Below are 26,255 nucleotides of genomic sequence, written 5' to 3'. Positions count from 1 at the left end.
AAAGCTATATTTTAAACCGTTAAACGGGCGGATTGAATATCCGTGTCATTGAATTCCCATACTGGAAAGATAAGAAAGGAGCCCGTCCCATGACCCAACCACGCCAAATGACCCGCAGACGCGGGTTCCGTATACGAAAAATCATTAAAAGCCTCACTCTGCTCGCTATTCTTGGCCTGATCGCCATGGCAGCAGGATTGGTCTATCTATACGCCACCAGCCTGCCGCTGGCCGACTCTGATCGCAATTCCAGGCTGCTGGACAGCCAGGGCGAAGTCATTGCCACTTTCTCGGCAGGCGGCAAAGACTCGGTACCCGTGCAGCTGGGAGATATCTCACCTGATTTGGTCAACGCCACACTAGCTGTAGAGGACCGCAAATTCTATGATCATGTCGGCTTCGACATCCGAGGAATGGGACGGGCTGTGCTCGTTAACCTGGAACATATGCAGATGTCTCAGGGCGCAAGTACACTGACCCAACAGCTTGCACGTAACTTGTATTTGTCCCATGAAAAGACATGGACTCGCAAAGCCAAGGAAGCCATGTATACGGCACAATTGGAGATGAAATACAACAAGGATGAAATTCTGCAGATGTATCTGAATGAAATTTATTACGGTCATGGCGCCTACGGGATTGAAGCAGCCTCGCGGATGTATTTTGGCAAATCAGCCAAACAGTTGACGCTTGCCGAAAGTGCCATGCTTGCAGGCATTCCAAAGGGCCCAACCTACTATTCTCCATATAACCATATGAAGAACGCCAAGGATCGGCAAAAGGTCGTATTAAATGCGATGGTTGAAATCGGCAAGATTACGCAAACCGAAGCAGACAAGGCTTATGGTGAAATGCTCTCGTTCAAACCGGAAAGCGAGCGTAAAACCGTGGAAAGTGCCCCCTATTTCAGAGACTATATCCGGAGTCTGGCCATCAAGGAATTGGGTATCAGTGAAGCAATGCTGGATCATGGCGGATTGAATATATACACCACTTTGGATCTGCGTGTGCAAAAAGCAGCCGAAGACGCCGTAGCCAAAGGTATGGATGCCAAAAGTGAGCTGGAAACCGCCCTCGTGTCCATCGATCCTCGAACAGGATATATCAAGGCGATGGTGGGCGGCAAAAATTATCGCACCAATCAGATTAACCATGTACTCGCGACTACACGCCAGCCCGGGTCTGCCTTCAAGCCGATCATGTATCTGGCTGCTCTGGAATCCAAACAGCTTACCAGTGCATCCATGTTTAAAAGCGAACCAACCCTGTTTCATTATGACAATGATCGAAAGACCTATAAACCCGGCAACTTCGGGGACAAATATCTGGGTGAGATTGACCTGAGGCAAGCAATTGCTGCTTCGGACAACATCTATGCGGTCAATACAATTATGCAAATTGGACCTGAACAGGTGGTAGATATGGCCCAAAGTCTGGGGATTACGAGCAACCTGAGTGCGGTTCCCTCTCTTGCACTCGGCACCTCGCCAGTCAGTCCATTGGAAATGGCTTCAGCCTTTTCTGTCATTGCTGCTGGCGGGAAGCGCACACCGCCTCTGGCTATCCTGCAGGTGACGGATGCCGCAGGGCGTATCCTCTATGAAGCACCACAGACCAAGGCCGAGACGGTTGTAGAACCCGCTGCCGCCTATGTATTAACACGTTTAATGGAGAGTGTGTTCGAAAATGGTGGTACGGGTAATCGCGTCTCTGCCGCCATTAAACGACCTGTTGCCGGCAAAACCGGAACAACGAATACAGACGCTTGGCTGGTCGGCTTCACCCCAGAGCTCTCAACGGCGGTCTGGGTCGGCTATGACCAGGGTAAAGCCATTTCCACTTCGGATGGACGTCGAGCAGCACCGATGTTTGCTCAGTTCACAGAAAAGGCGCTCGCAAGTGTTCCACCGAAAATTTTCAATGTACCTGATAACGTGGTCAGTGTGTATATCGATCCCGAGTCCGGTAAACTGGCCGGTAATGGCTGCGCCGAGAAACGGTTGGAGGTTTTTATCGACGGGACTGAACCGACCGAGGTCTGTCGCAGCGCTTCGGATGATTCGGGTTCAGAGAATAATAAAGACAGTCTCGAAGTGCAAAACCAGCAAGGAATACAGGAAGAGAAGCATTCATGGTGGAAGGATTTCAAACGTTGGTGGGTGGAATAACCCAAATGACGCAAATGCGTAATGATGTAGTTGCGTCTGCACCTTTGGTTTCAGCCTTTCCCTTCATATATCATGATCCACTCCTGTATTCACTTTACTGCCTGAATCGCCACATAACAAAAGCCCCGAACCGATTCGCTCGGTTACGGGGCTTTGTTCGTAATGATCAAAAAATTAGGCGAGTGCTTCCTTCAACTCATCAGGGGAAGCGTTCCACCATTCTTCATTATGGGTAATCAGCAATTTCTTGAGTGCCGCGCGATCTTCAGGGCCAAGTTCATCCAACATGAAACGGCGCTTCATCGCATAATCCATTCGATTCACATGATCCGCCAGCAGTTTCCATCCACGACGCGCTTCTGTATCGATCCACATCTCACATGCAGTTGCCCCGCCATACAGCTGTCCCTGCTCTGTACGATCCACAGCGACCCACACCAGCCATACCTGACGTCCGTTAGGTACATCTTCACGATTGGTTGAAAACTTGATGCCACGCTCCACCTTGCTCTTCGCGTGCATCGCGCCGACATCAATCTTCGCTTCGCCGTTATCAATAATAACTGGGGACAGGTTGTTCAAATCAATGGAGCCTGCACCGAATCCTTTGTGCTTGCTCTTTGCACTAACGATATTCAAGGCAATCTGTTTTTTGCCGTTTTGCTCGTTTTGGTCCATTTTATAGCCTCCAAGAGTTGATACAAATATTTTAACTAATAATCGTCCCATTGCAAACATATACATGCTGTAGATGCTTGTCAACGGGAGGTATTTATCGATGATTCCACGACGCGCCAAGAGCTGGCTCACCGCAATTATAGCCCTATGTGTACTTACCGGAGGAATATGGCTCACTCTGGGTTCCACACGCTCCAATCCATCCGAATTGCCTACGCTCGCACCGGAATCGGGCAAGCCCCCGGTGCCCGTCAAGAACCAGACACCTCCAGAAAGCGTACAGACCCCGACCGCCGAGGTATTCAGCAATCGTGTAGTGGAGTATCACATGGACGTGAAGCTGGTGGACGGGAATGTGCTACAAGGCACCCAGACATTAACCTGGACACATCCTGGAAAGAAAACCGTCAGCGAGCTTTATTTTCACATGTATCCCAATGCGTTCTCTTCTGCCGACACTACTTTTATGAAGGAATCTGGCGGGAAACTTCGCGGCGATATTATGCCTACGAACGGTTATGGCTCCATGAACATTACAGATATGAAAACAGAGGACGGGCTCTCTCTCTTGCACCGAATGCAGTATGTGCAACCGGATGACGGAAATATAAAGGATACTACGCTCATTAAGGTACGGCTGCCCAAACCTGTCAAAGGCGGCGAAGGCATCACGCTCCACACCCGATTTGAGGTCAAGCTGCCGAAAATCTTTGCCCGTATGGGGACGGCGGACAATTTTGTGATGGCAGGTCAATGGTTCCCCAAACTTAGTGTATATGAGCCAGCAGGCACCCGAGGACGGACGGCCGAAGGCTGGAACTTGCACCAGTATCACGGCAATTCGGAGTTCTACTCTGATTTTGGCATCTATAGTGTACGTATCCGGGTACCGGAAACATACAAAGTGGCTGCTACAGGATTTCCAACCCAGCAAGCAGTTGTGAAGAATGGGGAGAAAATCTATCAGTTCTATGCCGATGATGTACACGACTTTGCATGGTCAGCTTCTCCTGATTTTGTGTATGCAGAAGAGCCTTTCTCTGCTCCCAATGTGCCAGGTGTACGGATCAAGCTGTACCTCGACCCCGCTCACCAGGATTTGAAGAAACGGTACTTCTACGCAGCCAAAGCAGCGCTATCCAATTACAGCAAGTGGTTTGGCCCTTATCCGTACTCCACCCTTTCCATCGTGGTGCCGCCAAAATCGGGGAATGGTGCAGGCGGCATGGAATACCCCACGCTGGTTACCGCCTTCGGCGCAGATGATTCTGCTCCTGGTTACGATCTGGAACGCACGGTCGTGCACGAGATTGCGCATCAGTATTTTTACGGCATGGTTGCCAGCAATGAATTTGAAGAGGCTTGGCTGGACGAAGGATTCACCTCTTACGCAGAAGACAAACTGATGGAACAGGAATACGGACTTATCCCTAATCTGCCTGTGCAATCAGGTCTCATCACCTCTCCAGCTTCACTAACACAGGAGGCTTGGAAGTTTGATTCCCAGAATCATTACGCAGCCAATGTGTACACACGGGGCAAGCTTGTATTGCTCGGGATTGAACAGCAGGTTGGTGCAAAAACAATGGAACGCATTCTCTCGGCCTATGTGAAGAAGTATCGCTTCACACACCCTACCTCTTCTGATTTCCAAAAGATCGTGGAACAAGTGACGCGTACATCCTGGACCGACTATTTTAATCAGTATGTGTACGGAGACGGTATGGCAGATTTTGCAGTAGAGAAGATTACAGTGAACCCCGTCTCGAAAGACGGTCAAACGTTGTATGAGTCTTCCGTTACGTTGCAGAAAAAAGGCAGTGACTATACAAAGGTACCTGTTCGAATCGTGTTCGAGGATGGGAAGATTATGACGAAGGAATGGGATGGCAGCGACAAGCGCATTACTTATAAACTAACCTATTCTTTCCCCGTGTCCTGGGCTATGACTGATCCGCTGTACACGATTGTGCTGGAGAATCGGCATATGAACAATTTTCTGAAGGCCGGACTGGATGAGCCAACCAAATCCCGCTGGAGCATGAGCGCAACCAAACTTATAGAGGCCATATTCGGAAGTCTGTCATGGTGAGGTGGATACAGTGAAAGCAAAAATACGTGAAGGCTGGTTTCTCGTCCGTCAACATATGTTCATTGCAGCTCTCTTATTTATCTATCAATTAATATGGGGGTACTTCCTCTATCAAATGGTACAGTCGGCTGTGGTGCCTTTGCTCCTGCGTTATCCGGAGCCTGATGCCGGAGAGTTAAGTACGATGTTATTCAAAATGGAGAGTCAGCTTAGCCTGTCAACGAGTCCGGAGGTTCATCGCTATTTATGGATTCTGGGGGCTATGCTGCTGCTGCGGATGCTGATTAGCCCTCTCATTCAGGCAGGGCTGCTCTATTCGCTCCAGCATTTTAAACATTCAGAAGAACGCATTCCATTCATTCGCGGAATTAAACATCTTTGGAAACCGATGCTGCTGCTCTACACCATTCGTACCATATTATTGCTGCTGCCTGCCTACTGGCTTGTACCCAAGCTCTACTCCATTTTTATGGACGGCTTTCATTCATTACATCTGCTCTTGCCCGGCATTCCCTACGTGGCTGGCTGGATTGTATACGGGTGGGTTATCCATTATGCCCTGCTCTACATGCAGTTTGGTATCTCAGCTCCTGACGAGGAGGGGGGCGTCCGCGGCACGTTACATGCTGTATGGATAGCACTACGTCATGTCATCGCTCTAAGCGGGATCGCAATTCTTCTGGGCGGACTCCATCTGCTGGTCTTTGGTGCCTTTACTTCAGCCTCATGGTTAGTAACCGGCTTAACCGGTCTTATCCTACAACAGACGTATCCACTCGCCAGGTGTCTGCTGAGTCTATGGAAAATATGTGCACACTTCCGATTATGGCAGTCCAAGACGGTCAAAGGTTAAGTATGAACAGTTAAAATGGTTAACCTCTCTATGTAAAGCTGCGTTCGCCAAATGCTGCTGCATAAGCAAACCTCGACCTTTCCCCGTCAAAGGTCGAGGTTTTTTTGCTAAATTTATTGCTAAACGTTGCCAAATTGATATACCTCTGTTACAATAATCGCAGTGAGTTTTTAGTAACAACTTTGTAATCTTTACATTCATATTTGTAACTACTTAAAATTTAATCGTCATTTCTTGATTTTACAGGTGCATAACTAGCATAGCCAAATTCCTAGCACCTGGGAAGCGGGGGAACCAGTTATGGGTGAATTGATCTTGCAACAGAGGGATCATAGGGGACCTTCAACCGAATCCTTAAGCTAACCTCGCAGGCATTGGAAGGGGTATATCTCTTGTTTAAAAAGAAATTAACGGCAGCTGTCCTCAGCCTTACATTCGCATTATCGCTTGGAGCGGGCAGCGCATTCGCAGATTCAAAAATGGACCAAGTCATTGATTCAGCAATGGGAACTACATACAAAAGCGGAGGAACAACGCTTAACGGCTTTGACTGCTCCGGGTTCACAAGTTATGTATTCGACAAGCTGGGTATTGATCTGGCTCGCCAATCGAGTTCACAATTCGACATGGGCGATTCGGTATCCCGTATGGAAATGAGACCAGGTGATCTGGTATTCTTCAATACAACGGGTAAAGGAGTCTCGCACGTAGGGATCTTTGTAGGGGATGGAAAGTTTGCACACTCCTCTTCTTCCAAAGGAGTTACAATCAGCGAATTAAGTGAAAGCTACTGGGCTAACCGCTATGTTGGCGCTAAACGCATTATGAGCACGGACGCATATGAGACATTGGCCATCGACTAGGGACAAGCTGAGCAACGTCATGCTGGAACAATAAAACTACTGTAACGAAGCATAATAGAACCGTCTGGTACATTCTCCGCAGGAATGTATCCGGCGGTTTTTTTGTGCTTCGTTTTCTTTAAAGCATTCGGGATAGCTATCAAACCTAAATTTAAGTTTTTAGAGCTATTTTTGTTGCTTCGTCCGTGCTCTTATAATGTTTTTACCCATCCCACTATAATATAAACGAAATTACCGGAACTTTTGTTTCACTTTTTTTCTAAAACGGGGACTTGCCAAATGAACGCCTCTTTTGTAGAGTGAAAACAAGTCTAGATATGGAATGACATATGTATATGTATATGGACAAATCAAATCATTATAGCTTGTTCACAATGAGAGGAGCGTGCAGTTGTATGGATGAAGCCCCTGTGACGTTTCACGTTGTGCCCATGCAAGAAGAACATGCGGAGCAGATCTGTGATTGGCGATATGACCCGCCTTATAATATTTATAGTTGGCTGCCCTGGGAGCAGATGAAAGCACTGGAAGTTGAATTTGGGGATGCCCAGCTCCGAAAGGAACAATATGCGGCGGTGCTGGGAGAGGATCTTCAGGTCTGCGGGTTCGCTCAGTACTTCCCACTTGAAGGTGTCACCCGGATTGGACTTGGTATGCATCCCAGACGTTGTGGCCAGGGCCAGGGGACAGCTTTTGTATCGGCCATCGTGCAGGAGGCGATTCGCCGAAATCCTCTGAACGAAATTGATTTGGAAGTGTTAACCTGGAACGACCGGGCTATTCGTGTCTATCAAAAAGCTGGCTTTGTCATGCAGGATACATACGAGCGACAGACACCGAGTGGTTTAAAACCTTTTTACTGCATGGTCTATGAAGGTCCTCGGGGATAAATAAATCATAAAATGGCACTAAAAAGTCCCCGTTATGTGATTAGTTCAAAAAATTACCACAAAATGCTATGATGTCACTACAGGTTCCGTTATAATGATATGGATAGTTTCAGGTTAGATGATCTTTCATTCTGGAGGGGACATAAGGGATGCACAAATGGATCATGAGCGGGGTATTCTTTGCAGCGTGCGCTTTAGCTATTGTACTAATGTTTACGCTTCCAGGAAAAGAGGAAGTTGCAGAAGAAGTGAAGCCAACCATGCCGGAAGTTACAATGGATGCAGGACAGGCTGAGACACTGGTCAAAGCAAACTGTATTACCTGCCACGGTGATCAGCTTCAAGGGGGCATGGGCCCTAGTCTGCAGAAGATTGGCAGCCAGGACGATGTGGAGAAGATTTACACCACCATTGTCAAAGGTAAAAGCGGCGGTATGCCTTCGTTCAAAGACAAGTTGAAGGATGAAGAAATCGCGAATGTTGCGATGTGGTTGGCTGAGAAGAAGTAAGGCTAGAAGACTAAGGCGGCGAATCATAGGATTCAGATTACACGCGTGTTAAAGTGGGGGACTCCAACCGTCCCTTCGCTCCCACGCATGCTCCAAGCCATCATCGCTCTGGATGCACCACGTAGTCGATCGTATTCCACTGGTTGCTGAATTGATCAACTGTTCATAAGAAGAAGAGGCTCTTATTCCCCCTGCCGGGAGAGTAAGAGCCTCTTGGTCATATTCATGCGTTCAATACGTAGGATGCTCCAGTAAGAAATATTCGAGCCATGGCTATCCGGCTGCATAAGCGATCCCGATACAACTGTCTATGACTCGTTCTAAGCAAATCAACATACTTTACGGCGTCTTTGCCTGCTGCTCAGCCAGAAAAGCCTCCACTTCACGCGCGAACGGCATCCCGGACTGGGCGCCGAGCTTCGTCACGGAAAGCGCGGCCGCGCCCATGGCGAAGCCAACTGCTGCGTCCAGCGTCTCTCCGCGCGCAAGGGCTACCGCCAGCGCGCCGTTAAAGCAATCGCCCGCGCCGGTCGTATCGACGACGCTTACGGCGTAGCCGGGCGCACGGCACGCGCCGGCACGCCCTGCCTGTACGCGGCCGCCAGGCGCTGCCGCGTATACAGCCCCCTCGGGGCCGAGAGTCGTGACGACAGCGGCCCCGAGAGATGCGGCGAGCTCTGCGACCGCCGCATCCATGTCTTCCGGCCGGAGTTCATCCCGGCCGGTGAGCACGGCGAGCTCGCTGCGGTTCGGCGTGACAACGTCGACGCACCGCAGCAGCTCCTGGGGCAGACCCGGCACTGCGGGAGCCGGGTTGAGCACCACCAGTGCGCTGCCTTCAGCCGCCAGTTGGGCGGCGCGGGTGACCGCAGGCAGCGGAATCTCCAGCTGCAGCAGCACCGCTGCGGCTGCAGTCAGGCTTTTTACCGTATCCGCTTCCTCCAGCATCGAAGGTTCAAGTCGCCCATTCGCTCCGGGAATGACGATAATCCGATTATCTCCTTTGGAGAGCCAGATGGAAGCTGTACCTGTAACGGTATCATCCAATACGTGAACCTGCGAGGCGTCCGCTCCACTTTCCGTCAGACTGTGCAACAGACGCTCACCAAAAGCATCCGATCCTACCGCTCCAACCATCGTTGTCTGTCCACCCAGTCGTGCAGCAGCAACGGCTTGATTGGCGCCTTTCCCACCAGCCAGATAGTGCAGTTCCTCCCCACTTACCGTCTCCCCCTCTTCGGGTATGGTATCGGTTTTCACCACAAGATCCATATTCAGGCTGCCTACGACAGCAATAAGAGGTTTGTTCTGATTATCGTCTGACATGGTTTCTTCACTCATTTCCGGTAGTACGTTCATAACCGATCCCGGTTATTCCGACCTCATTTTCTCAAATGCCTCGTTATATTGTTGCGCTTCTTTAATATCTACAGATGTTATACCGCCTTCATCCCATGATGTGAGACGCAGCGTGACCGTTGTATAGTCAATCGTAATAAAAGGGTGATGATTGAATGCTTCCGAAATCGCAGCGACCTCGTCCACAAATGCAATCCCCTTCATGTAGTTGGAAAATACGAACTTGCGGACAATCCACCGTCCCTCTTCCAGTTCCCAGCCTTCCAGCCTCCCCAGATGAGCTTCGACTTCCTCTTGCGAAAAAACCATACGTTATCTTCCTCCCCATATGATGGCTCATCACAGACACCTGCCGTGCTGCCACCGAAACCTTTGGCGCTATCACAGCAACCCAACGCATAGGTCAACCGCCCTGCGGCTCGCCCGTTTCATGACTATCATCTTACCACGGACAAGCCCCAAAATCCAATATAACGAATGGCATTTGGCCCAACAACCACAAGGCTTTGGGGGATTCAAGCACCCTATTTCCCAAGTCAAATAACGAAGGTGCACACACTAAATCAGCGGCACAAATGTCAGCTCTTCTTCCCCAATCAAAATATTAATCCGGTGCTGATTCTTGTCGTGAATAACCACGCCACTTCCTACCGGTATAAGGGACTCGGTTCCCAGCGCATAGAACAGATCTTCCGCTAACGCTTCATCTACTTCAAGTTGCTCCCTCTCCCCCAGACGCGACCATTCCTCCGCATCCATTTCAAAGAAAACGTAGCGGTCCGGTATTCTTCCTATGGCCTCTGTCAAATCTGTCAATATTCCTTCATAATCCCGTCCATGCTTTACGCCCATTGGCTTTTCACTCCTGTTCGGCCCCTACGGAGCGGATTTGATCTTATTATACCTGAAAATAACCCTTAAAAAAAAAGGCCTTCTGGTCGATAAATACTATACATGACCGTTTTAACTGTTTCAGCATCTAAAGGGGATGCCTAACGTTTAGCGGATTGCGGCGTAACGTTCGTCCGGAAGCCCGAATAGAGCCGCTTGAAAGGATTCAATTTTATCTCATGGATGAGGTGTATGATGGAAATTTCAACGATTATCGGACTAGTTTTGGGGCTGGTTTCACTTGTACTGGGTATGTTCCTTAAAGGGGCGCCCCTGATCAACCTGGTTAACAACCCGGCAGCCTACGTTATTATCTTTGTTGGTACGGCAGGAACCATTTTTATGGCATTTCCTATGTCTGAAGTTAAGAAAATCCCTAAGCTCTTTGGGATTCTATTCAAAAAGCAGCAACTGATTGACCGTGTTTCACTGATCGGCACATTTATGGATTGGGCTTCCACTACCCGTCGTGAAGGTTTGCTGGCACTGGAATCAAAAGTAGAAGATATTGATGATCAATTCCTCCGTGGCGGAATGCGTATGATCATCGACGGCAATGACCAGGAATTTGTAAGTGATGTATTGATGGAAGATATTCATGCCACAGAAGAACGCCATCGCGGCGGCGCCTTGATCTTCGCCCAAGCGGGGATGTACGCACCAACGCTCGGGGTACTCGGAGCCGTTGTAGGTCTGATTGCGGCACTCGCCGACCTCAGTGACATGGAGAAACTATCACACGCCATTGCGGCGGCATTTATCGCTACACTCCTTGGTATCTTTAGTGGTTACGTGTTGTGGCATCCCATGTCCAACAAACTGAAGCGAATGTCCAAGAAAGAAATGGAGATCAAGCTGATGATGGTTGAAGGATTGTTATCGATACAATCCGGAGTATCCACTATTGCCATCAACCAAAAACTATCTGTATTCCTGACACCTTCCGAACGTAGACAGCTGGAAGAGAAGGAGGGATCATCAGGTGAAAAAGGCTAAAAAACACGAACCTCATGAGGAACATATAGACGAGAGCTGGTTGCTTCCTTATTCCGACTTGATGACGTTGCTGCTTGCTCTGTTTATCACATTATTCTCTATGAGCTCCATAGATGCAGCAAAATTCGAAGAGATGTCCCAGGCGCTCAGCAGTGCATTGAATGGTGGTTCGGGTGTACTGGATCACTCTTCCATGAACCCTACGGAATCGAGTACAGATCTGGGCAAAAGTAAAAAGGAACCGCAGGAAATCACCAAGAATACACCGGCTCAGATTACCGATGCCCAGATGGCCAAGAAAGAACAGGAAGATCTGGAGAAGCTCAAGAAACGCTTAGACCAATATATCAATAAAAACGGATTATCCGATCAGCTGAATACCAAGCTGAATCAATCGGAGCTCAAGATCACCATCAGTGATAATGCCCTGTTCTCCTCAGGACGGGCTGATGTTAAGCCGGAGTCACGCTCATTGGCTAAGGCCATCTCCAGCATGCTGCAGGAATTCCCGGAATATGAAGTGGTGGTGTCTGGTCATACGGATAATGTTCCCATTTCGAACAGCCAATATAAGGACAACTGGGATTTAAGTGCTGATCGGGCACTGAATTTCCTCAAAATTCTTCTGTTGAATGATTCACTGGACCCTGCAAAATTCACGCCTAGCGGTTATGGAGAGTATCATCCAGTCGCCAGTAACCAAACGGATGCCGGAAGAGCTCAGAACCGCCGGGTTGAAGTCTCCATTATTCGGAAGTATCAAAGTAACAACCCGTCTGTAAAATCAGTCGGAAAAGGTCATTAAGGACTACATGCAGCAAGCAAATGTACAAGCCACTCTCTTTCATCGAAGAAGAGTGGCTTTTTTCTGTCTACGGATATTAAAAACGCTGCTTTCCCTTAGAGGAAAACAGCGTTTTTATCGCCATCATTTATTCCAGCGTATAATCCAACAGACCGCCCAATTCCGATTTTTCTGTCGGCGTCAGTTCTCTCCAATGACCTGTAGTCTGTTCGCCAAGATGAATATTCATAATTCGAATCCGCTTCAACTTCCGAACCTCGTAGCCAAACGCACTGCACATCCGGCGAATCTGACGATTTTTTCCTTCGGTTAAAATAATCCGGAATACTCGCTCGGATATCCGAGTCACCGTACAAGGCAGCGTCATTTCGCCAAGGATCTTGACTCCTGTACTCATGCCTTTCAGGAAACTCGGCGTTACAGCACGATCTACGGTAACGATATATTCTTTTTCATGGCGCCCTTCGGCCCTTAGAATTCGATTGACGATATCGCCATCGTTGGTCATCAGAATCAAACCTTCCGAATCCTTATCCAGACGACCAATCGGGAAGATACGTTCCTTGTGCCCTACAAAATCAACAATATTTCCTTGAATATGCCGCTCGGTTGTACTGGTTATACCCACCGGTTTATTGAGCGCAATGTATACATGTTTTCTTTTTTCTTTAATAGGCTGGCCATTAATGCGAACATCGTCCCCATCTTCCGCCTGACTGCCCAGCTCGGCCTGCATTCCATTGATCGTTACTTTCCCGCTTTCCACCAATCGGTCGGCTTCACGACGGGAACAATATCCGGTTTCACTGATAAATTTATTAATACGCAAAAGGTAATCTCACCTCATCTATTTCTCTTCATCTGTAAGTTTGTTATCCGCCTAGTTCTCTTCCTGTATACTCTCCAGTTGCTGCTTGGAAGCAGGCAGGTCGATAATGACGGTCGTTCCCTTGTTCATGACGCTTTTAATATCCATCATGCCCTTATGTGATTGAATAATGCGCTGGCTGACCATTAGGCCAAGCCCTGTTCCCGATTCCTTGCTCGTAAAGAACGGTTCTCCCAGCTTGGGCATCATCTCTTCAGGGATCCCGGTTCCTTCATCCTTGATTTCAATCCGCACCCGACTCGCCTTTTCATCATGATTGAGTTTAATGCGTATATTACCTCCGTCTGGCATGGCCTCCATGCCATTCTTCAGCAAATTAATGAAGACCTGCTTCAACTGATTCTCTTCACAGTGTACCATAGCCGAATCGGATGAAGCATTTAACACAAATTCCACACCATGCAGATGTGCCTGGCTGTCCAACAGTGATATGACATCGCCTAGAATGAAGCGAATATCCCGCTCCTGAAAATGAACCGCCTGAGGTTTGGCCAGTATCAAAAATTCACCCACAATAAGATTAATACGATCCAATTCGGACAACATCAAGTCCAAATGGCGATGATTCAGCTTGTTCGTTTCCTGTTGGAGCTGAAGGAACCCTCGCAGGGTTGTGAGCGGATTACGTATTTCATGCGCAACTCCAGCTGCCAGTTGACCTACTGTCGTCAGTTTCTCCGATCGTCTGAGCAGCTCTTCCATTCGATTACGGCTTGTAATGTCTCTAGACACACTAATCAGCGCAGTAATCTCCCCTGCTTCATCTCTGACTGGTGCTGTACTCACGCTGACTTCGACGCGGCTGCCATCCTTTTTCATCCATGTTGTCTCATTGGATGTAATCGACATCCCCTCAATCAGCTGAGCATGCTGTACTTTCATTTCCTCTTCAGAGCCAGGAGGAATAATCTTCAATTGTCGGCCTTCAACTTCACGGCTGCGCCAGCCATATAACTGCTCAAAGGCACGGTTAACCCGAAGCACGTTCCCATCCAGATCGGTAATATGAATGGCATCTGCCGTTTGGTTAATGATCGATTCCAGATGCTCTTTTACCGCCCGATTCTCTTCATACATCTGTTTCAAGCGATTCGTATAATGACCCAAATTGCGAATCATGGCATTAATGCGATTAGCTAATTGACCCAGTTCATCTTTCCTTCTCACTTTCAGACGGAAGTCAAAATGGCCGTCAGCCACGTCGTTCACTTTGCCCAGAATTAATTGAACGGGGCGAGTAATATATCCTGCAAGCAAATAGCTGCCAAAGATCACGATCTCAAGCAACACAAGGGATATGGAGGCATGGCTAACCAATTGTTCCGACACCATCGAGGATATTTGCTTATAATCCATGACAATACTAATAACATAAGATGATTCATTCGGGGTAAATATCGGGATGAAACTTTTGAGCACCTTCTGATCATGGGTTTCACTGACAAAAGATACATTCTGTCCGGTACGAATCGCCCGTACGACTGCCTTATGGTCCTCTTCGGCCGCTCCATATTGGTACGTACCGAAACGAATGGGTCTGTTGTTCAACTTGCTATGGCCTGTATCCCTTCCGTCATCATTCATTGTTGAACTACCAAAGGTCAGTGGATTAATGCCTGTGATCTCCAAAATGGAAGAATTAACTTCACGAATCTTGTTCAGAATCTCGTCTGGACCAGAGATCTTCACATAGTCATCAACAGCAGCATTATTATAGAAGGGATTAATTATGTAATTCCTCTTCCCATCATGGTAGTACCCCCAGATATCAATATCTGACGGACTTGATGTCGAATATTCGAATCCATCCGACCAGAAATGGTCTAATGTCTGGCCCTGTGATATCGTAACCTGATGTTTTTCGAACAGCTGTTTAAATGCCTGATACCAATACGTCATGGACTTTGTAGACAATCCAATCTCCTTTGGATCGGAGGAACGTGTAACAACGATATCATTGTCCGTCTGCTCCATCAAGGAAATATGGGAGACCCCAACCTTTTCGCTCATGCGAACCAGATCTTCATTTGTGATATTATTAATATCCGGGTCCAGCTCTGCTGCCGCCATGATTGATGCCAGCCACAGGTTGTTCCCAATCTGCCGTTTTACATATTCCGAACTGGATTGGCTTTGTTCGACAGCAATTGCAATTTGCTTGGCCGTAAGCACCATCTTGTTCTCGCTGTCCTGCCTTAAATTCTCTTCTGTAGTATAATAACTCAGAGCTATATTCAGAACCAAAATGACGAGCACCGAGCACGACATAATTATGGATAATTTCGTTTTAATAGACAACTTTTTCGTTCACCTCTCGGCTTGTACCCTCTGGCGATATATGGCAAAACCTATCTCCATCATAACTGTTGTATGTCTATTTGAAAAGGATAATTGACCTTTGTCCAAAAGTTACCGCTTGGCTGAAAAGCGCGAATTCAATTGAATTTTGTCTTTTTGATGCCTAGAATGGGAATAACCGCTAAAAACTATACACAAATCCACAGGCATGTGGATAGTATGTTCATAACTCTGTGAGCAACTCGCCACTTATCCACAGACTTATACACAGTATGTTAACAAACGAATGTTTGTTCGCCGCACAAACGCTTTTTCGAAAGGAGTTTTAATTGTAATGAAAGACGACACTCTCCAACCTGATCTTTCGCATCTTACGGAGCAGTCTCAACATGAATACTGGATGCGAGAAGCGATGGCCGAGGCATACAAAGCCGAAGCTCTTGGGGAAGTACCCATCGGGGCAGTAATTGTTCAACATAATCGTATTATTGGTCGAGGATATAATCTGCGTGAGACGACACTTGATTCCACAGCTCATGCTGAGATGGTTGCCATTCGGCAGGCCAGTGAAGCCATCGGGGCATGGCGACTGTTGGATTGCAGTCTGTACGTCACTTTGGAGCCCTGCCCCATGTGTGCAGGTGCCATTGTACAATCAAGAGTGCCCCGTGTCATATATGGTACAGCTGATCCCAAGGCAGGATGTGCAGGAACATTGATGAATCTGCTGCAGGAACCTCGCTTTAATCACCGAACCGAAGTCGTGGCTGACATCCTTCAACCGGAGTGCTCCATTATGCTGACTCAATTCTTCCGGCGTTTACGCAAAAAATAAACCTTAATATTCATTAGGAAAGGGAGTGCACTCATGCCGCTCACACTATATGATACACCCAAAGGGATAAGTCTTCGGTTGATTACTCCACAAGATACGGAAGCATATCTTGCTCTTATCCAAATCACTCGCCTTCCCTATCAGTCGGTAGAACCTATTCGCGATGATGAGTTCTATACGCTTCATGCACAAACCAGACGTATTCAGGATAGAATGCAGGCAGCCGAGGATGGGACAGGTTATCAATTCGGGATTTTCACCATCGATGATGGCCTTCTGATTGGCCAGGTTAGCCTGAATAATGTCGTTCAGGGCGTGGCCAATTATGCAGACATGGGGTACTTTATACATCCAGACTACCAGGGCGGTGGACGAATGACTGCAGCCGTCAAGCTTGCTGTATCCTACGCTTTCCGTGCTCTGAAGTTAAACCGTGTTCAGGCTGCCATCCTGTTATCCAATACGGGTTCGAAACGTGTCCTGGAGAAAAACGGGTTTCAGGCCGAAGGCATCGCTCGCAAATACCTCAAGATTAATGGAGCGTACCAAGATCATCAGATCTACGCTGTACTCGCTGAGGATTTGGCTGAATCATTAAGTTAACCAATTACACAAAGAGCCGCCGACCCTTAGGTCGAGCGGCTCTTTGCTGTAAAGAATGATTCGGAGATCTTAGTATCCGTAAGATGCGTTCATCAGTTTTTCAAACTCATCCATTGTAATTACATTTTCACCAGTAGGGATATTGATTTTGAACGCTGGCTTCTCGTTAATTTTGGTGTATGTGTTTGAACCTGTGAATGCCAATTTCACTTCGTCTTTCGTATCTACAGGAGTGATCAAAAGATCCGCTACCATTTTTTGATATACAGGGAAGTCGTTTTTGTCGAGAGCGAAATCAATATTAAACTTACTGATATTCAGCACTTCGTTTATTTTATCGATTCTCGCCATTTCTTCCTTATCTTCAGCGACGGATTTCAGACCTTCTTTGGCTTCGTCAATATCAGTCTGATTCAGTTGCAGCATATCGCGATACTCTTCTTTAGCCACAATATCAATTGCTTTTGGCAATGCTTTAGTTATCATTACTTTAACCGCTTCACTTGCTGTGTCATTAGTAACCGAGAATTGTACAACCTGTTTGGCATCCACACCTTCAGGAAGCTGTGCATCTTTGGTATCCACGTTTTTGAAGAATTTAGCTTGATCGTACTCGCTCAGCACCGCATCCAACACTTCGTTACTTAGCTTCTGCGTTTTGGCTGTGTCCATAGCATCAGGGTTCCACTCAGTACCCTCTTGCTCAGCCAGTTCTTTCAGATCCAGTTCCAGGAATTTGCCAACAACTGTTTCCGGAATAGGGAAGAACGGAATGCTTGGTACCTTAACATATAACTTCTCAGCGGTCATAACCATTGGAATGTTAAAAGTCATGCCCATGTCGCCTTTAAGTTCAATGCCCACCGTCATTTCAGTTTGCATTGGCTCGCTTTGGTAAACACCTGTTACGTTAAACTGGGCATCCTTCAGCATACTCATGAACTGAGTCATAGTCGGATCAGTTTGTGACGCATCTCCAGGTTTATAGCTCAATTCATTAATTGTGAAATTGGAACTCATCTCATACGAAGTCAGTTTGGAAGCATTGGCTGCCGCCGTCTTTAATGCCTCTTTTGGTTCTTGCTTGCTGCTACATGCTGTCAGTGCCAAAGATACGGTTAACAGCAGCGTAAGAAGAAGCGCCCCCATACGTTTAGTCATTTGTTTCTCTCCTCTCGTGATAACCCCAAAAAAATAATTCAATACCAATGATATACCATTTATTCTGAAACGGAAACACGATTTGGGAAATTTGTGATCTTTCCTCTCTAAATTGGCTACAAAGACCTATGTAAGCATGAGTTATTCAATGGAGTCCACCTTGAAATAATGTATGAACGCGCAAAAACCCCGGTTTTTAACCGGAGTTATTGGTTATGGTTTATGGTTATGCCTGTTATATGTGCAACGTGATTGTATCTTTTCCAGATTACCCTTGAGGATTGTTATGATCCACATGGTTCTGGTTTTTCACCTTTTTGGAGCCTGACAACGGTTCCTGCATGGAAGAATGCTTCTCAGGTTTTCGATGCTGTTCAGCGGCCTGAGCTTCGGGCACAGGTGTTGTTTTGAGCTTGCTCATGTCTTTCCCCCCTCTTCATTGGATTAGGAATGGGATGGATCCATATCTTCCGTTTTATCATGATTCAGGGAATCCTGATGTCGACGATCATTCGCGTCCTGCTGAATCTGCTGCGCATGATGACTGTTCACAGCGGTCTGATCCAGGTCAGCGACTACATTTTGCAAGTTTTTGTCTGTTCCGGCTTTTGCTTTGCTCACTTTTAACCACTCCTTTAACGTGAACCTATTGTCTAGTTTTGGATTGTAACGACTGGGCACATTCATGAATGTGCCTTGTATAGTCCTGAGCCAGTTCCTGAATGGGTTCTGTACGCTCATCTGTCGTTTGTCCATCCCGTTCCACATCAATCAGCTGCACACTGACTTCACGAGAGTCCACATAGGCACACTTGAAATCAAAAGAGTACATCTGGTGTCCGGCTGTTGCAATGTGAATTCGAATAGCCTGCTGATCAGCCTCGTCTGCCATGACCTGAGCCCGATCTCCGACGTTCAACACTTCAGGCAATCTCTCCTGCCAAGCACCTACAAGCTCCGTCTGATCTATGTTTAATTCGCGGTTCATCTTACCACCTCCACTCCTATAAAGTGCGGCGATTCGGTTATTTTTATGCATCATGCAGCCAACGTTGTATTCGATTCTGTCTCATCTGCAAAATGCAAAAAAGGACCCGAGCTTATCGCTCGAATCCTTATCATAAGTGTAGTATGGCGGAGAGGGTGGGATTCGAACCCACGTGGGCTTGCACCCTAACAGTTTTCAAGACCGCCCCGTTATGACCGCTTCGGTACCTCTCCAGGATATTAACTTTTATAAACTTGCCACGAAAATGATCATACCATAATTATGTGCCAGAAAGCAACCTTTTTATAAATAATTGATCTAAAAAAATTCCTGCTTATTGTGGTAACTGCAAAAACATCAGGCTGAACGTCACTATTCTTGCCCAGAATGGGTTCTACCCTCCCTTTACCATTGAAAATATGAACAACAAAAAAACCGTCTCCTTGTCAAAATGGACGTTCAGCCCTTCCATTTGTCAGGAGACGGTTTTTTTATTACATTATCATTATCTTAGGAACGACGTGCAATTACGCTTACTCCGCCCATGTAAGAGCGCAGTGCTTCAGGAATCACTACGGTTCCATCTTCTTGTTGGTAGTTCTCCAGGATCGCTGCTACAGTACGTCCTACCGCCAGTCCTGAACCGTTCAACGTATGAACAAATTCCGGTTTGGATTTTGGTTCTCTGCGGAAACGGATGTTAGCCCGACGTGCTTGGAAGTCTTCACAGTTGGAGCATGACGAAATTTCCCGATACGTGTTGCTTTCCGGCAACCAGACCTCAATGTCATACGTTTTCGCAGACGTGAAGCCCATATCTGCCGTACACAACGTCAGAACACGGTAAGGCAGACCCAGTAGTTGAAGCACACGTTCCGCATTTTGTGTCATGTTCTCCAATTCCTCATACGAAGTCTCAGGAGAAGACAGTTTCAACAATTCAACCTTATTGAACTGGTGTTGACGAATCAAGCCACGTGTATCCCGACCAGCAGAACCTGCTTCCGATCTGAAACAAGAGCTGTACGCCACAAAGTGTTTAGGCAATTGATCAGCATTGAGAATCTCTTCGCGGTGATAGTTCGTTACCGGAACTTCAGCCGTAGGAATCAGATAATACTCGGTATCTTTCAGCTTGAACAGATCCTCTTCGAATTTGGGCAATTGGCCTGTGCCAAACAAGCTGTCACGGTTAACGATATACGGAGGCAGAATCTCTTCATACCCATGCTGATCGCTGTGCAGATCCATCATAAAGTTGATCAGGGCTCGTTCCAGACGCGCACCCAATCCTTTATAGAACGTAAAACGGGAACCTGTTACTTTGGCAGCCGCTTCAAAATCAAGGATATCGAGATCCTGAGCGATTTCCCAGTGTGCTTTTGGTGTAAATGAAAATGTCTTTGGCTCTTCCCAACGACGAATCTCCACATTATCTTCTTCGGAAGCACCAACAGGTACACTCTCATTAGGGATGTTCGGAATCGCCATAGTCAGATCATTAATCTTCGCTTCCAGCTCGCGAACTTCTTCATCCATTGCTTTGATCCGATCCGAAACTTCACGCATCTCAACGATCAGTTCGTCCGCATTTTCTCCACTCTTTTTAAGCTTCGCTACTTCCCCGGATACGGTATTCCGGCGATTTTTTAGGTTTTCACTCTCTTGAAGCAATTCCCGACGTTTGGCATCCATTTCAGAGAATCCAGTGATTAAATCCAGTGATTTGCCACGTTTCGTCAACGCTTCTTCAACACGTGCGTACTCATTCCGCAATATTTTCACATCAAGCACTAATACCCCTCCTAAATAACACCACAAAGTGAACCTTTCCTATTAAACCCCAATACCTTTGCAGCATTCGTATTCTTCATCATTCCTCATTGGTAAAAAAATAACCTATGAAGCTCCGGTGGTACCCTACGCTGCGATTCCCGCTTTGGAAGCAGATACGGGCAACATCAGGTATCCGACCAGATAGCCCCTCCCAGTTAGCCTTGTGAGCCTCTAGGGGACTGATCCGGTTCACCGGCAGATCATAGGTTGTATGTTAATCGTGATTGGTTCTATACAGACTGTTTATACGACCTGGCCATGTCTACAAAGTAAGCATGCAGTCGATAATCATCTGTCAGTTCAGGATGGTAGGAGCAAGCCAGCAGATGCCCCTGGCGAGCAGTTACGATCTCATCCTTGTAAGTGGAAAGAACCTCTACATCGTCCCCTACACTTTCGATTAGCGGTGCTCGAATGAATACAGCCCTAACCGTTTCCTCAATACCTTTTACCGGAAGATCCGTTTCAAAGCTTTCTCTTTGCCGTCCAAATGCATTTCTGGATACGGTCATATCCATCAGCTCGAGATGAGCTTCCTCTTGTCCTGCGATATGTTTAGCCATAACGATCAAACCAGCGCAGGTACCGAATACCGGTTTACCTTCAGCAGCGAATGTACGAATAGCATCCATGAAGCCGTATTTGCGCATCAGCTTGCCAATTGTGGTACTCTCACCACCTGGAAGGATCAAACCATCCAGTTCCTCTAGCTGCTGAACCTGTTTGATCGCCACTCCTTCTGCACCAGCTCGTTCGATACTGCGAATATGCTCAGTTACAGCCCCTTGAAGAGCTAAAACACCGATTTTCATTTTACATGTCCCCTTCTCTTACCAGCCGCGATCCTGCATGCGCTCGGAAGGTGCAAGTTTGGAAATTTCAATGCCTTTCATAGGTGCTCCAAGGTTTTTGGATACTTCAGCAATCAATTTGTAATCCGTATAATGTGTAGTCGCTTCTACAATGGCACGTGCAAATTTCTCAGGGCTGTCCGATTTGAAAATCCCTGAACCTACAAATACACCATCCGCGCCCAGATGCATCATAAGTGCAGCATCAGCAGGAGTTGCCACGCCACCAGCTGCGAAGTTGACTACAGGCAGCTTGCCGTTCTCATGTACATCAAGCAAAAGTTCATAAGCTACGCCAAGGTTTTTCGCTTCTGCGTACAATTCGTCCTTGGACATATTGGTAACTTTACGAATCTGGCTGTTAATAAAACGCATGTGACGAACCGCTTCAACAATGTTTCCTGTTCCCGGTTCACCTTTAGTACGAATCATGGAAGCCCCTTCGCCAATCCGGCGCAATGCTTCACCCAGATCTTTGGCACCACATACAAACGGTACAGTGAACTCATGTTTGTCAATATGGAACACTTCATCGGCAGGAGTCAGTACTTCGCTCTCATCCAGATAATCCACGCCTAGGGATTCCAATACTTTGGCTTCAACATAATGTCCGATCCGTGCTTTGGCCATAACGGGAATGGTTACAACTTTCATCACTTCTTCGACAATGGTTGGATCAGCCATGCGGGCTACTCCACCTGCTGCACGAATATCAGAAGGAACGCGCTCCAAAGCCATAACTGCTGTTGCACCTGCTGCCTCAGCAATTTTAGCTTGCTCGGCATTCATAACGTCCATAATGACGCCGCCTTTTTGCATTTCAGCCATACCTCTTTTAACGCGTGATGTCCCCGTTTCCATATTCCTAGCCCCCAGTAATGTATGAGTCGTTCTCGTCCCTAAAAAGGTTGGTTAACCAACCTTTTTAGGCCGAAGAACAATAGACTTTTTAATTGAATCACACGTAGAATTCTAACTTGATATTTTACCGGAAAAATTGTAATTATACAATCCATCCGGTCGGAATTACTTGTATTTTGTCAGGGATCTAAGTCAACTATATTAAAAATGTCATGTTGAACTGGCCACTTTTGTTCTTTTGCCTATTAGAACAGGTTTTTGATACCATCAAACAGATCAACGAAAAAGTCTTTAACTGCACGGAAGAAGAGACGGAACCAACCGCCTTTTTCTGCTTCTTCTGCGGTGATGAGGTTAACGGTTTTCTCCTGTGGTTCAATTCCCTCCGCTTTATACGTATAAGTAACCGTACCGACTTTGGTGCCAGCCTTGATTGGAGCAACCAGTTTATCCGCTTCGGTTACATTCGCTTTAAAAGTTACGTCCAGGTTTTGAGTACCCTTGGGTACAACAAAACTCACTGCATTGTCAGTGACTACAGGCACTGTTGTTTCTTTTCCTTTTTTCAAAGGTACAGCTTCCCAGCCTGTGACTTTGGTTTTGGCGGCAACCGCCTGTTTCACTTCAAAGTTATTGAATCCAAAGTCCAATACTTTCTTCGTTTCTCTGAAACGCGCAGGCTCCGAATCGGTACCCATAACTACACTGATCAGGCGCATGCCGTTACGTTCAGCCGTTCCTGTAAAGTTATTCCCCGCGTTTGTGGTATGCCCTGTTTTCATCCCGTCCAGGCCTTCATAGGCATAGCTTTTGAAATTGGTTATATTTTTATTCGCTTCCAGCATCCAGTTATAGTTGATAATGGGTGCTTTGTCATTGGGACGAAATTTGTAGGATTGAATTGTAGTAAAATCTTTGTAGTCCGGGTGGTCCATGATGATATATCTGCACAAAATAGCCGCATCTCGTGCCGACATGACGATTTCTTTATCCTCAGCTGGACGGAAATCTGCAGGCATATCTGCACGATCCAGACCTGTAGAGTTAATGAAATAGCTGTCTTTCATTCCCATACGCTTCGCTTCATCATTCATCATTTTCACAAAAGCTTGTTCGGAACCTGCAACATATTCAGCCAAAGCAACTGTGGCATCATTGGCAGAACCTACGGCCATAGCAATGTAAAGCTCCTTGACCGTATGTTGGTCATTTTTTGCTAGAAAAATGCGCGAACCTGTACTCTTGGCTGCATTTTCACCAACTGTAACGACATCATCCCAGCTAAATTTGCCCTGTTTAACCTGTTCAGCCACAATGTACTCGGTCATCATTTTGGTCATACTGGCAGGTGGCATAGCTTTATCTGCATTCACATTGAGCAGAATCTGTCCTGTTGATGCCTCCATGAGCACAGCTGATTTAACATCGAGTCCCAGTGTGTCCACTGAAGGAATGTCCACCGTTTTTTCAGCCTTTGTTGTTGTAGCCGCAGCAGTCAGTACCTGGCCGGAGTCATTAGCAGCCGCCATAACCGGCATTACCGCAGACATACAGAGCATGTTAATCAGCATAACCGAGGCTACGCTTTTTTTGAGCATTTGACGTTTTTTCTTATTCATTTGTTTAGCTTTCAATGATAATACTCCCTTCGGTCCGAAGCTTTCTGTGATAGGCTTCAGTGCAGCTTGAGCTGCGATATTTTCGTCTTCCCTAACAAGTGGAGATGATATGTGAGATGTGAAATATATGCGCTGTATCGAAAGAGCAATAACATTGCTCCTGAAGTTCAATATCGATTGTCACTTAATTAGCATTGTGTAGAATGCTTATGTAAAAGGACGTCCGCGCTTCTTTTTTAGCTGGGCAACCTTTTCTATCACGTAAAACGGATTGTAATCAGCAGTTTTCATAGATTCACGTCAAAAAACCGCCGCAACGCCCTAATCCATTAAAGGATATTACCGCTTGTTCTATTCTATCACAGGGGTATCCGCAAAAAAAGACAGGCCCGGCGAAAATCGCCTGGCCTGTCCTGGAAATGATTAACACAATTCGGATTACAACGAGTAGTTAGGGGCTTCTTTTGTAATCTGTACATCATGCGGATGACTCTCACGAAGTCCTGCACCTGTAATACGAATAAACTGTGTATCATTACGAAGCTGCTCCAAACTGCTTGTACCACAGTATCCCATACCTGAACGCAGACCACCAATCAACTGATGGATGGTATCCGATAATGGACCTTTGTAAGCAACACGTCCCTCGATTCCTTCCGGAACCAGTTTCTTGTCATCATCCTGGAAGTAACGATCTTTACTTCCTTGTTTCATCGCAGCCATCGATCCCATACCGCGGTAAACTTTGTAGCTACGTCCTTGGAAGATTTCCGTTTCTCCAGGGCTTTCTGCTGTACCAGCAAACAAGCTGCCGAGCATAACTGCATGTGCACCTGCAGCGAGGGCTTTGGTAATCTCACCAGAGTACTTGATACCACCATCAGCAATGATCGGTACGCCATATTCACGTGCTACGTTTGCGCAATCATATACTGCTGTAACTTGAGGAACACCAATACCTGCAATTACGCGAGTTGTACAGATGGAACCTGGACCAATTCCTACTTTGACAACGGATGCCCCTGCTTCGATCAATTCACGGGTTGCATCACCTGTAGCAACGTTACCTGCCACAATTGTCAGGTTCGGGAAACGCTCACGCAGCTGACGAACAGCATCAATAATGTTAATGTGATGTCCGTGAGCCGAGTCTACCGTAATCAGGTCAACACCGGCTTGTACCAATGCATCAGCACGTTCGAAGGTATCTTTGGAAATTCCGATCGCTGCTCCAACCAGCAAACGTCCTTGTGCATCTTTAGCTGCGTTAGGGAATTGAATTGCTTTTTCAATATCTTTAATAGTAATGAGGCCTTTCAGTGTGTTGGACTCATCGACTAATGGAAGTTTTTCAATCTTATGCTTCTGGAGGATGCCTTCTGCTTCTTGCAGTGTAGTACCTACAGGCGCAGTAACCAAATTCTCACGAGTCATGACTTCGCTAATTTTAATGGAGAAGTCGTGGATGAAACGCAAGTCACGATTGGTCAGGATACCTACAAGCTTCTGGTCTCCTTCGACAATCGGCACACCGGAAATGCGGTATTTCGCCATAACGGATTCAGCATCAGACACCAGATGTTCAGCTGTCAATGAGAACGGATTGGTAATAACACCACTCTCCGAGCGCTTAACCCGATCAACTTCCTCCGCTTGCTGTTCAACAGACATATTTTTATGGATGATACCAATACCGCCTTCACGGGCAATGGCAATCGCCAATGTCGCTTCGGTAACAGTATCCATACCAGCACTAATCAAAGGAATATTCAGTTTTACGCTGTCACTCAAACGAACAGATACGTCCACTTCTTTAGGCAGTGTCTCGGATTTCCGAGGCACCAGCAGTACATCGTCGAAGGTGAAACCTTCCTTACCAAATTTATCTTCCCACACGCGGGCGTTCCTCCTTATGTTTGCTCAGCTTTACGGTCCAAAACCCGAAGATCCCAGGCTGTATTTTATGCCGAAAATACGTTTTCTGAAAAATTTATTATTGCCATCTTAGCAAAGCGTTATTTAGACTGTCAAGGGAAAGTCCCTGGTTATATCAGGAGTGTTGCCTCATGCATACAACTGTATTTCATGAGCGGACAACTTCATTATATATATATCAAAAACACCACTCCTAATGAGTGATGCTTATCTATGATCATTCAGCCAGAATACTGTATTAGTTTCTAGTTACCTATATTCCCCTAATAAACAAA

General features: G+C 46.7%; 25 protein-coding genes, 1 tRNA gene and 1 riboswitch. Of the genes, 10 read left to right on the top strand and 16 right to left on the bottom strand.

Annotation, left to right across the window (positions count from 1 at the left end; translation table 11 throughout):
- Window positions 1–107 precede the first annotated feature (107 nt).
- Window positions 108–2,168, top strand: a complete 2,061-nt coding sequence (locus PPA03S_RS30430) for a transglycosylase domain-containing protein (protein ID WP_167666124.1) — start codon at window positions 108–110, stop codon at window positions 2,166–2,168.
- A 174-nt stretch (window positions 2,169–2,342) separates the two neighbouring features.
- Here PPA03S_RS30430 and PPA03S_RS30425 read toward each other — a convergent pair whose 3' ends face one another.
- Window positions 2,343–2,846: a YwhD family protein gene (locus PPA03S_RS30425; protein WP_062329637.1), complete on the bottom strand. Its 504-nt coding sequence runs from the start codon at window positions 2,844–2,846 to the stop codon at window positions 2,343–2,345.
- A gap of 100 nt (window positions 2,847–2,946) precedes the next feature.
- On the opposite strand from PPA03S_RS30425, the gene PPA03S_RS30420 reads away from it, so the two are divergent.
- The 5 genes from PPA03S_RS30420 to PPA03S_RS30400 all read left to right on the top strand — a co-directional run bounded on the left by PPA03S_RS30420 (window position 2,947) and on the right by PPA03S_RS30400 (window position 8,053).
- Entirely contained in the window at window positions 2,947–4,938 is a 1,992-nt protein-coding gene (locus PPA03S_RS30420; protein WP_062329635.1) for a M1 family metallopeptidase, read from the top strand.
- A 10-nt stretch (window positions 4,939–4,948) separates the two neighbouring features.
- A complete protein-coding gene (locus PPA03S_RS30415; RefSeq protein WP_062329633.1) occupies window positions 4,949–5,791 on the top strand; it encodes a hypothetical protein in 843 nt (280 codons plus the stop codon).
- Window positions 5,792–6,042: 251 nt separating this feature from the next.
- Window positions 6,043–6,180: riboswitch (cyclic di-AMP (ydaO/yuaA leader) on the top strand.
- 3 nt (window positions 6,181–6,183) lie between these two features.
- Window positions 6,184–6,654, top strand: a complete 471-nt coding sequence (locus PPA03S_RS30410; protein ID WP_062329631.1) for a C40 family peptidase — start codon at window positions 6,184–6,186, stop codon at window positions 6,652–6,654.
- Window positions 6,655–7,049: 395 nt separating this feature from the next.
- On the top strand, window positions 7,050–7,544 hold the full coding sequence (locus PPA03S_RS30405) for a GNAT family N-acetyltransferase (protein ID WP_062329629.1): 495 nt from the start codon (window positions 7,050–7,052) through the stop codon (window positions 7,542–7,544).
- Between the two features lie 149 nt (window positions 7,545–7,693).
- On the top strand, window positions 7,694–8,053 hold the full coding sequence (locus PPA03S_RS30400; RefSeq protein WP_062329627.1) for a c-type cytochrome: 360 nt from the start codon (window positions 7,694–7,696) through the stop codon (window positions 8,051–8,053).
- 339 nt (window positions 8,054–8,392) lie between these two features.
- On the opposite strand, the gene rbsK is transcribed toward PPA03S_RS30400, so the two are convergent.
- The 3 genes from rbsK to PPA03S_RS30385 form a co-directional block, all read right to left on the bottom strand.
- Complete coding sequence (gene rbsK / locus PPA03S_RS30395) at window positions 8,393–9,412, bottom strand: ribokinase (RefSeq protein ID WP_245683769.1); 1,020 nt, start codon at window positions 9,410–9,412, stop codon at window positions 8,393–8,395.
- Window positions 9,413–9,424: 12 nt separating this feature from the next.
- The gene (locus PPA03S_RS30390; RefSeq protein WP_062329625.1) at window positions 9,425–9,721 is read right to left on the bottom strand and encodes a 4a-hydroxytetrahydrobiopterin dehydratase; all 297 of its coding nucleotides are present in this window, start codon (window positions 9,719–9,721) and stop codon (window positions 9,425–9,427) included.
- Window positions 9,722–9,970: 249 nt separating this feature from the next.
- A complete protein-coding gene (locus PPA03S_RS30385) occupies window positions 9,971–10,264 on the bottom strand; it encodes a hypothetical protein (protein WP_062329622.1) in 294 nt (97 codons plus the stop codon).
- Between the two features lie 234 nt (window positions 10,265–10,498).
- Here PPA03S_RS30385 and motA point away from each other — a divergent pair, with 234 nt between their 5' ends.
- Both motA and motB read left to right on the top strand, forming a co-directional pair.
- Window positions 10,499–11,299 carry a flagellar motor stator protein MotA gene (gene motA / locus PPA03S_RS30380; protein WP_062329620.1) on the top strand — a complete coding sequence of 267 codons (801 nt, stop codon included), beginning with the start codon at window positions 10,499–10,501 and terminating at the stop codon, window positions 11,297–11,299.
- Window positions 11,286–12,104, top strand: coding sequence for a flagellar motor protein MotB (gene motB, locus PPA03S_RS30375; protein ID WP_062329618.1), 819 nt, complete (start codon window positions 11,286–11,288; stop codon window positions 12,102–12,104). Before motA ends, motB begins: the two co-directional genes overlap by 14 nt.
- Before the next feature lie 127 nt (window positions 12,105–12,231).
- Here motB and rluF read toward each other — a convergent pair whose 3' ends face one another.
- Together rluF and PPA03S_RS30365 are read right to left on the bottom strand one after the other, a co-directional pair.
- Window positions 12,232–12,933 (bottom strand): 23S rRNA pseudouridine(2604) synthase RluF, encoded by a 702-nt coding sequence (gene rluF, locus PPA03S_RS30370; RefSeq protein WP_062329616.1) that lies wholly within the window; start codon window positions 12,931–12,933, stop codon window positions 12,232–12,234.
- A gap of 51 nt (window positions 12,934–12,984) precedes the next feature.
- Window positions 12,985–15,291: a PAS domain S-box protein gene (locus PPA03S_RS30365; RefSeq protein ID WP_062329615.1), complete on the bottom strand. Its 2,307-nt coding sequence runs from the start codon at window positions 15,289–15,291 to the stop codon at window positions 12,985–12,987.
- Window positions 15,292–15,625: 334 nt separating this feature from the next.
- Between PPA03S_RS30365 and tadA the strand changes: the two genes are divergently transcribed.
- Both tadA and PPA03S_RS30355 read left to right on the top strand, forming a co-directional pair.
- Complete coding sequence (gene tadA / locus PPA03S_RS30360; protein WP_062329613.1) at window positions 15,626–16,126, top strand: tRNA adenosine(34) deaminase TadA; 501 nt, start codon at window positions 15,626–15,628, stop codon at window positions 16,124–16,126.
- Window positions 16,127–16,159: 33 nt separating this feature from the next.
- The gene (locus PPA03S_RS30355; RefSeq protein WP_062329611.1) at window positions 16,160–16,729 is read left to right on the top strand and encodes a GNAT family N-acetyltransferase; all 570 of its coding nucleotides are present in this window, start codon (window positions 16,160–16,162) and stop codon (window positions 16,727–16,729) included.
- Between the two features lie 69 nt (window positions 16,730–16,798).
- On the opposite strand, the gene PPA03S_RS30350 is transcribed toward PPA03S_RS30355, so the two are convergent.
- The 10 genes from PPA03S_RS30350 to guaB all read right to left on the bottom strand — a co-directional run bounded on the left by PPA03S_RS30350 (window position 16,799) and on the right by guaB (window position 25,941).
- A complete protein-coding gene (locus PPA03S_RS30350) occupies window positions 16,799–17,890 on the bottom strand; it encodes a hypothetical protein (protein WP_062329609.1) in 1,092 nt (363 codons plus the stop codon).
- Window positions 17,891–18,158: 268 nt separating this feature from the next.
- A complete protein-coding gene (locus tag PPA03S_RS30345; protein WP_062329606.1) occupies window positions 18,159–18,311 on the bottom strand; it encodes a small acid-soluble spore protein P in 153 nt (50 codons plus the stop codon).
- Between the two features lie 23 nt (window positions 18,312–18,334).
- Window positions 18,335–18,511, bottom strand: a complete 177-nt coding sequence (locus PPA03S_RS33525) for a hypothetical protein (RefSeq protein WP_167666123.1) — start codon at window positions 18,509–18,511, stop codon at window positions 18,335–18,337.
- 25 nt (window positions 18,512–18,536) lie between these two features.
- A complete protein-coding gene (locus tag PPA03S_RS30340; protein WP_062329604.1) occupies window positions 18,537–18,878 on the bottom strand; it encodes a hypothetical protein in 342 nt (113 codons plus the stop codon).
- 144 nt (window positions 18,879–19,022) lie between these two features.
- Window positions 19,023–19,111, bottom strand: a tRNA-Ser gene (locus tag PPA03S_RS30335).
- Window positions 19,112–19,388: 277 nt separating this feature from the next.
- Window positions 19,389–20,672, bottom strand: coding sequence for a serine--tRNA ligase (gene serS, locus PPA03S_RS30330; protein WP_062329602.1), 1,284 nt, complete (start codon window positions 20,670–20,672; stop codon window positions 19,389–19,391).
- 272 nt (window positions 20,673–20,944) lie between these two features.
- The gene (pdxT, locus tag PPA03S_RS30325; RefSeq protein WP_062329600.1) at window positions 20,945–21,526 is read right to left on the bottom strand and encodes a pyridoxal 5'-phosphate synthase glutaminase subunit PdxT; all 582 of its coding nucleotides are present in this window, start codon (window positions 21,524–21,526) and stop codon (window positions 20,945–20,947) included.
- 18 nt (window positions 21,527–21,544) lie between these two features.
- Window positions 21,545–22,426, bottom strand: coding sequence for a pyridoxal 5'-phosphate synthase lyase subunit PdxS (gene pdxS / locus PPA03S_RS30320; protein WP_062329598.1), 882 nt, complete (start codon window positions 22,424–22,426; stop codon window positions 21,545–21,547).
- 245 nt (window positions 22,427–22,671) lie between these two features.
- Window positions 22,672–24,060 carry a D-alanyl-D-alanine carboxypeptidase family protein gene (locus tag PPA03S_RS30315; protein ID WP_062329596.1) on the bottom strand — a complete coding sequence of 463 codons (1,389 nt, stop codon included), beginning with the start codon at window positions 24,058–24,060 and terminating at the stop codon, window positions 22,672–22,674.
- A gap of 423 nt (window positions 24,061–24,483) precedes the next feature.
- Window positions 24,484–25,941, bottom strand: coding sequence for an IMP dehydrogenase (guaB, locus tag PPA03S_RS30310; RefSeq protein ID WP_062329594.1), 1,458 nt, complete (start codon window positions 25,939–25,941; stop codon window positions 24,484–24,486).
- Window positions 25,942–26,255 lie beyond the last annotated feature (314 nt).

Origin of the sequence: Paenibacillus pabuli NBRC 13638 (assembly GCF_001514495.1) — a bacterium.
In the GTDB taxonomy this organism is placed as follows: Bacteria; Bacillota; Bacilli; order Paenibacillales; family Paenibacillaceae; genus Paenibacillus; species Paenibacillus pabuli.
The sequence above is the reverse complement of the archived record's forward strand: the minus strand, read 5'-3'. Positions and strand labels throughout refer to the sequence as shown.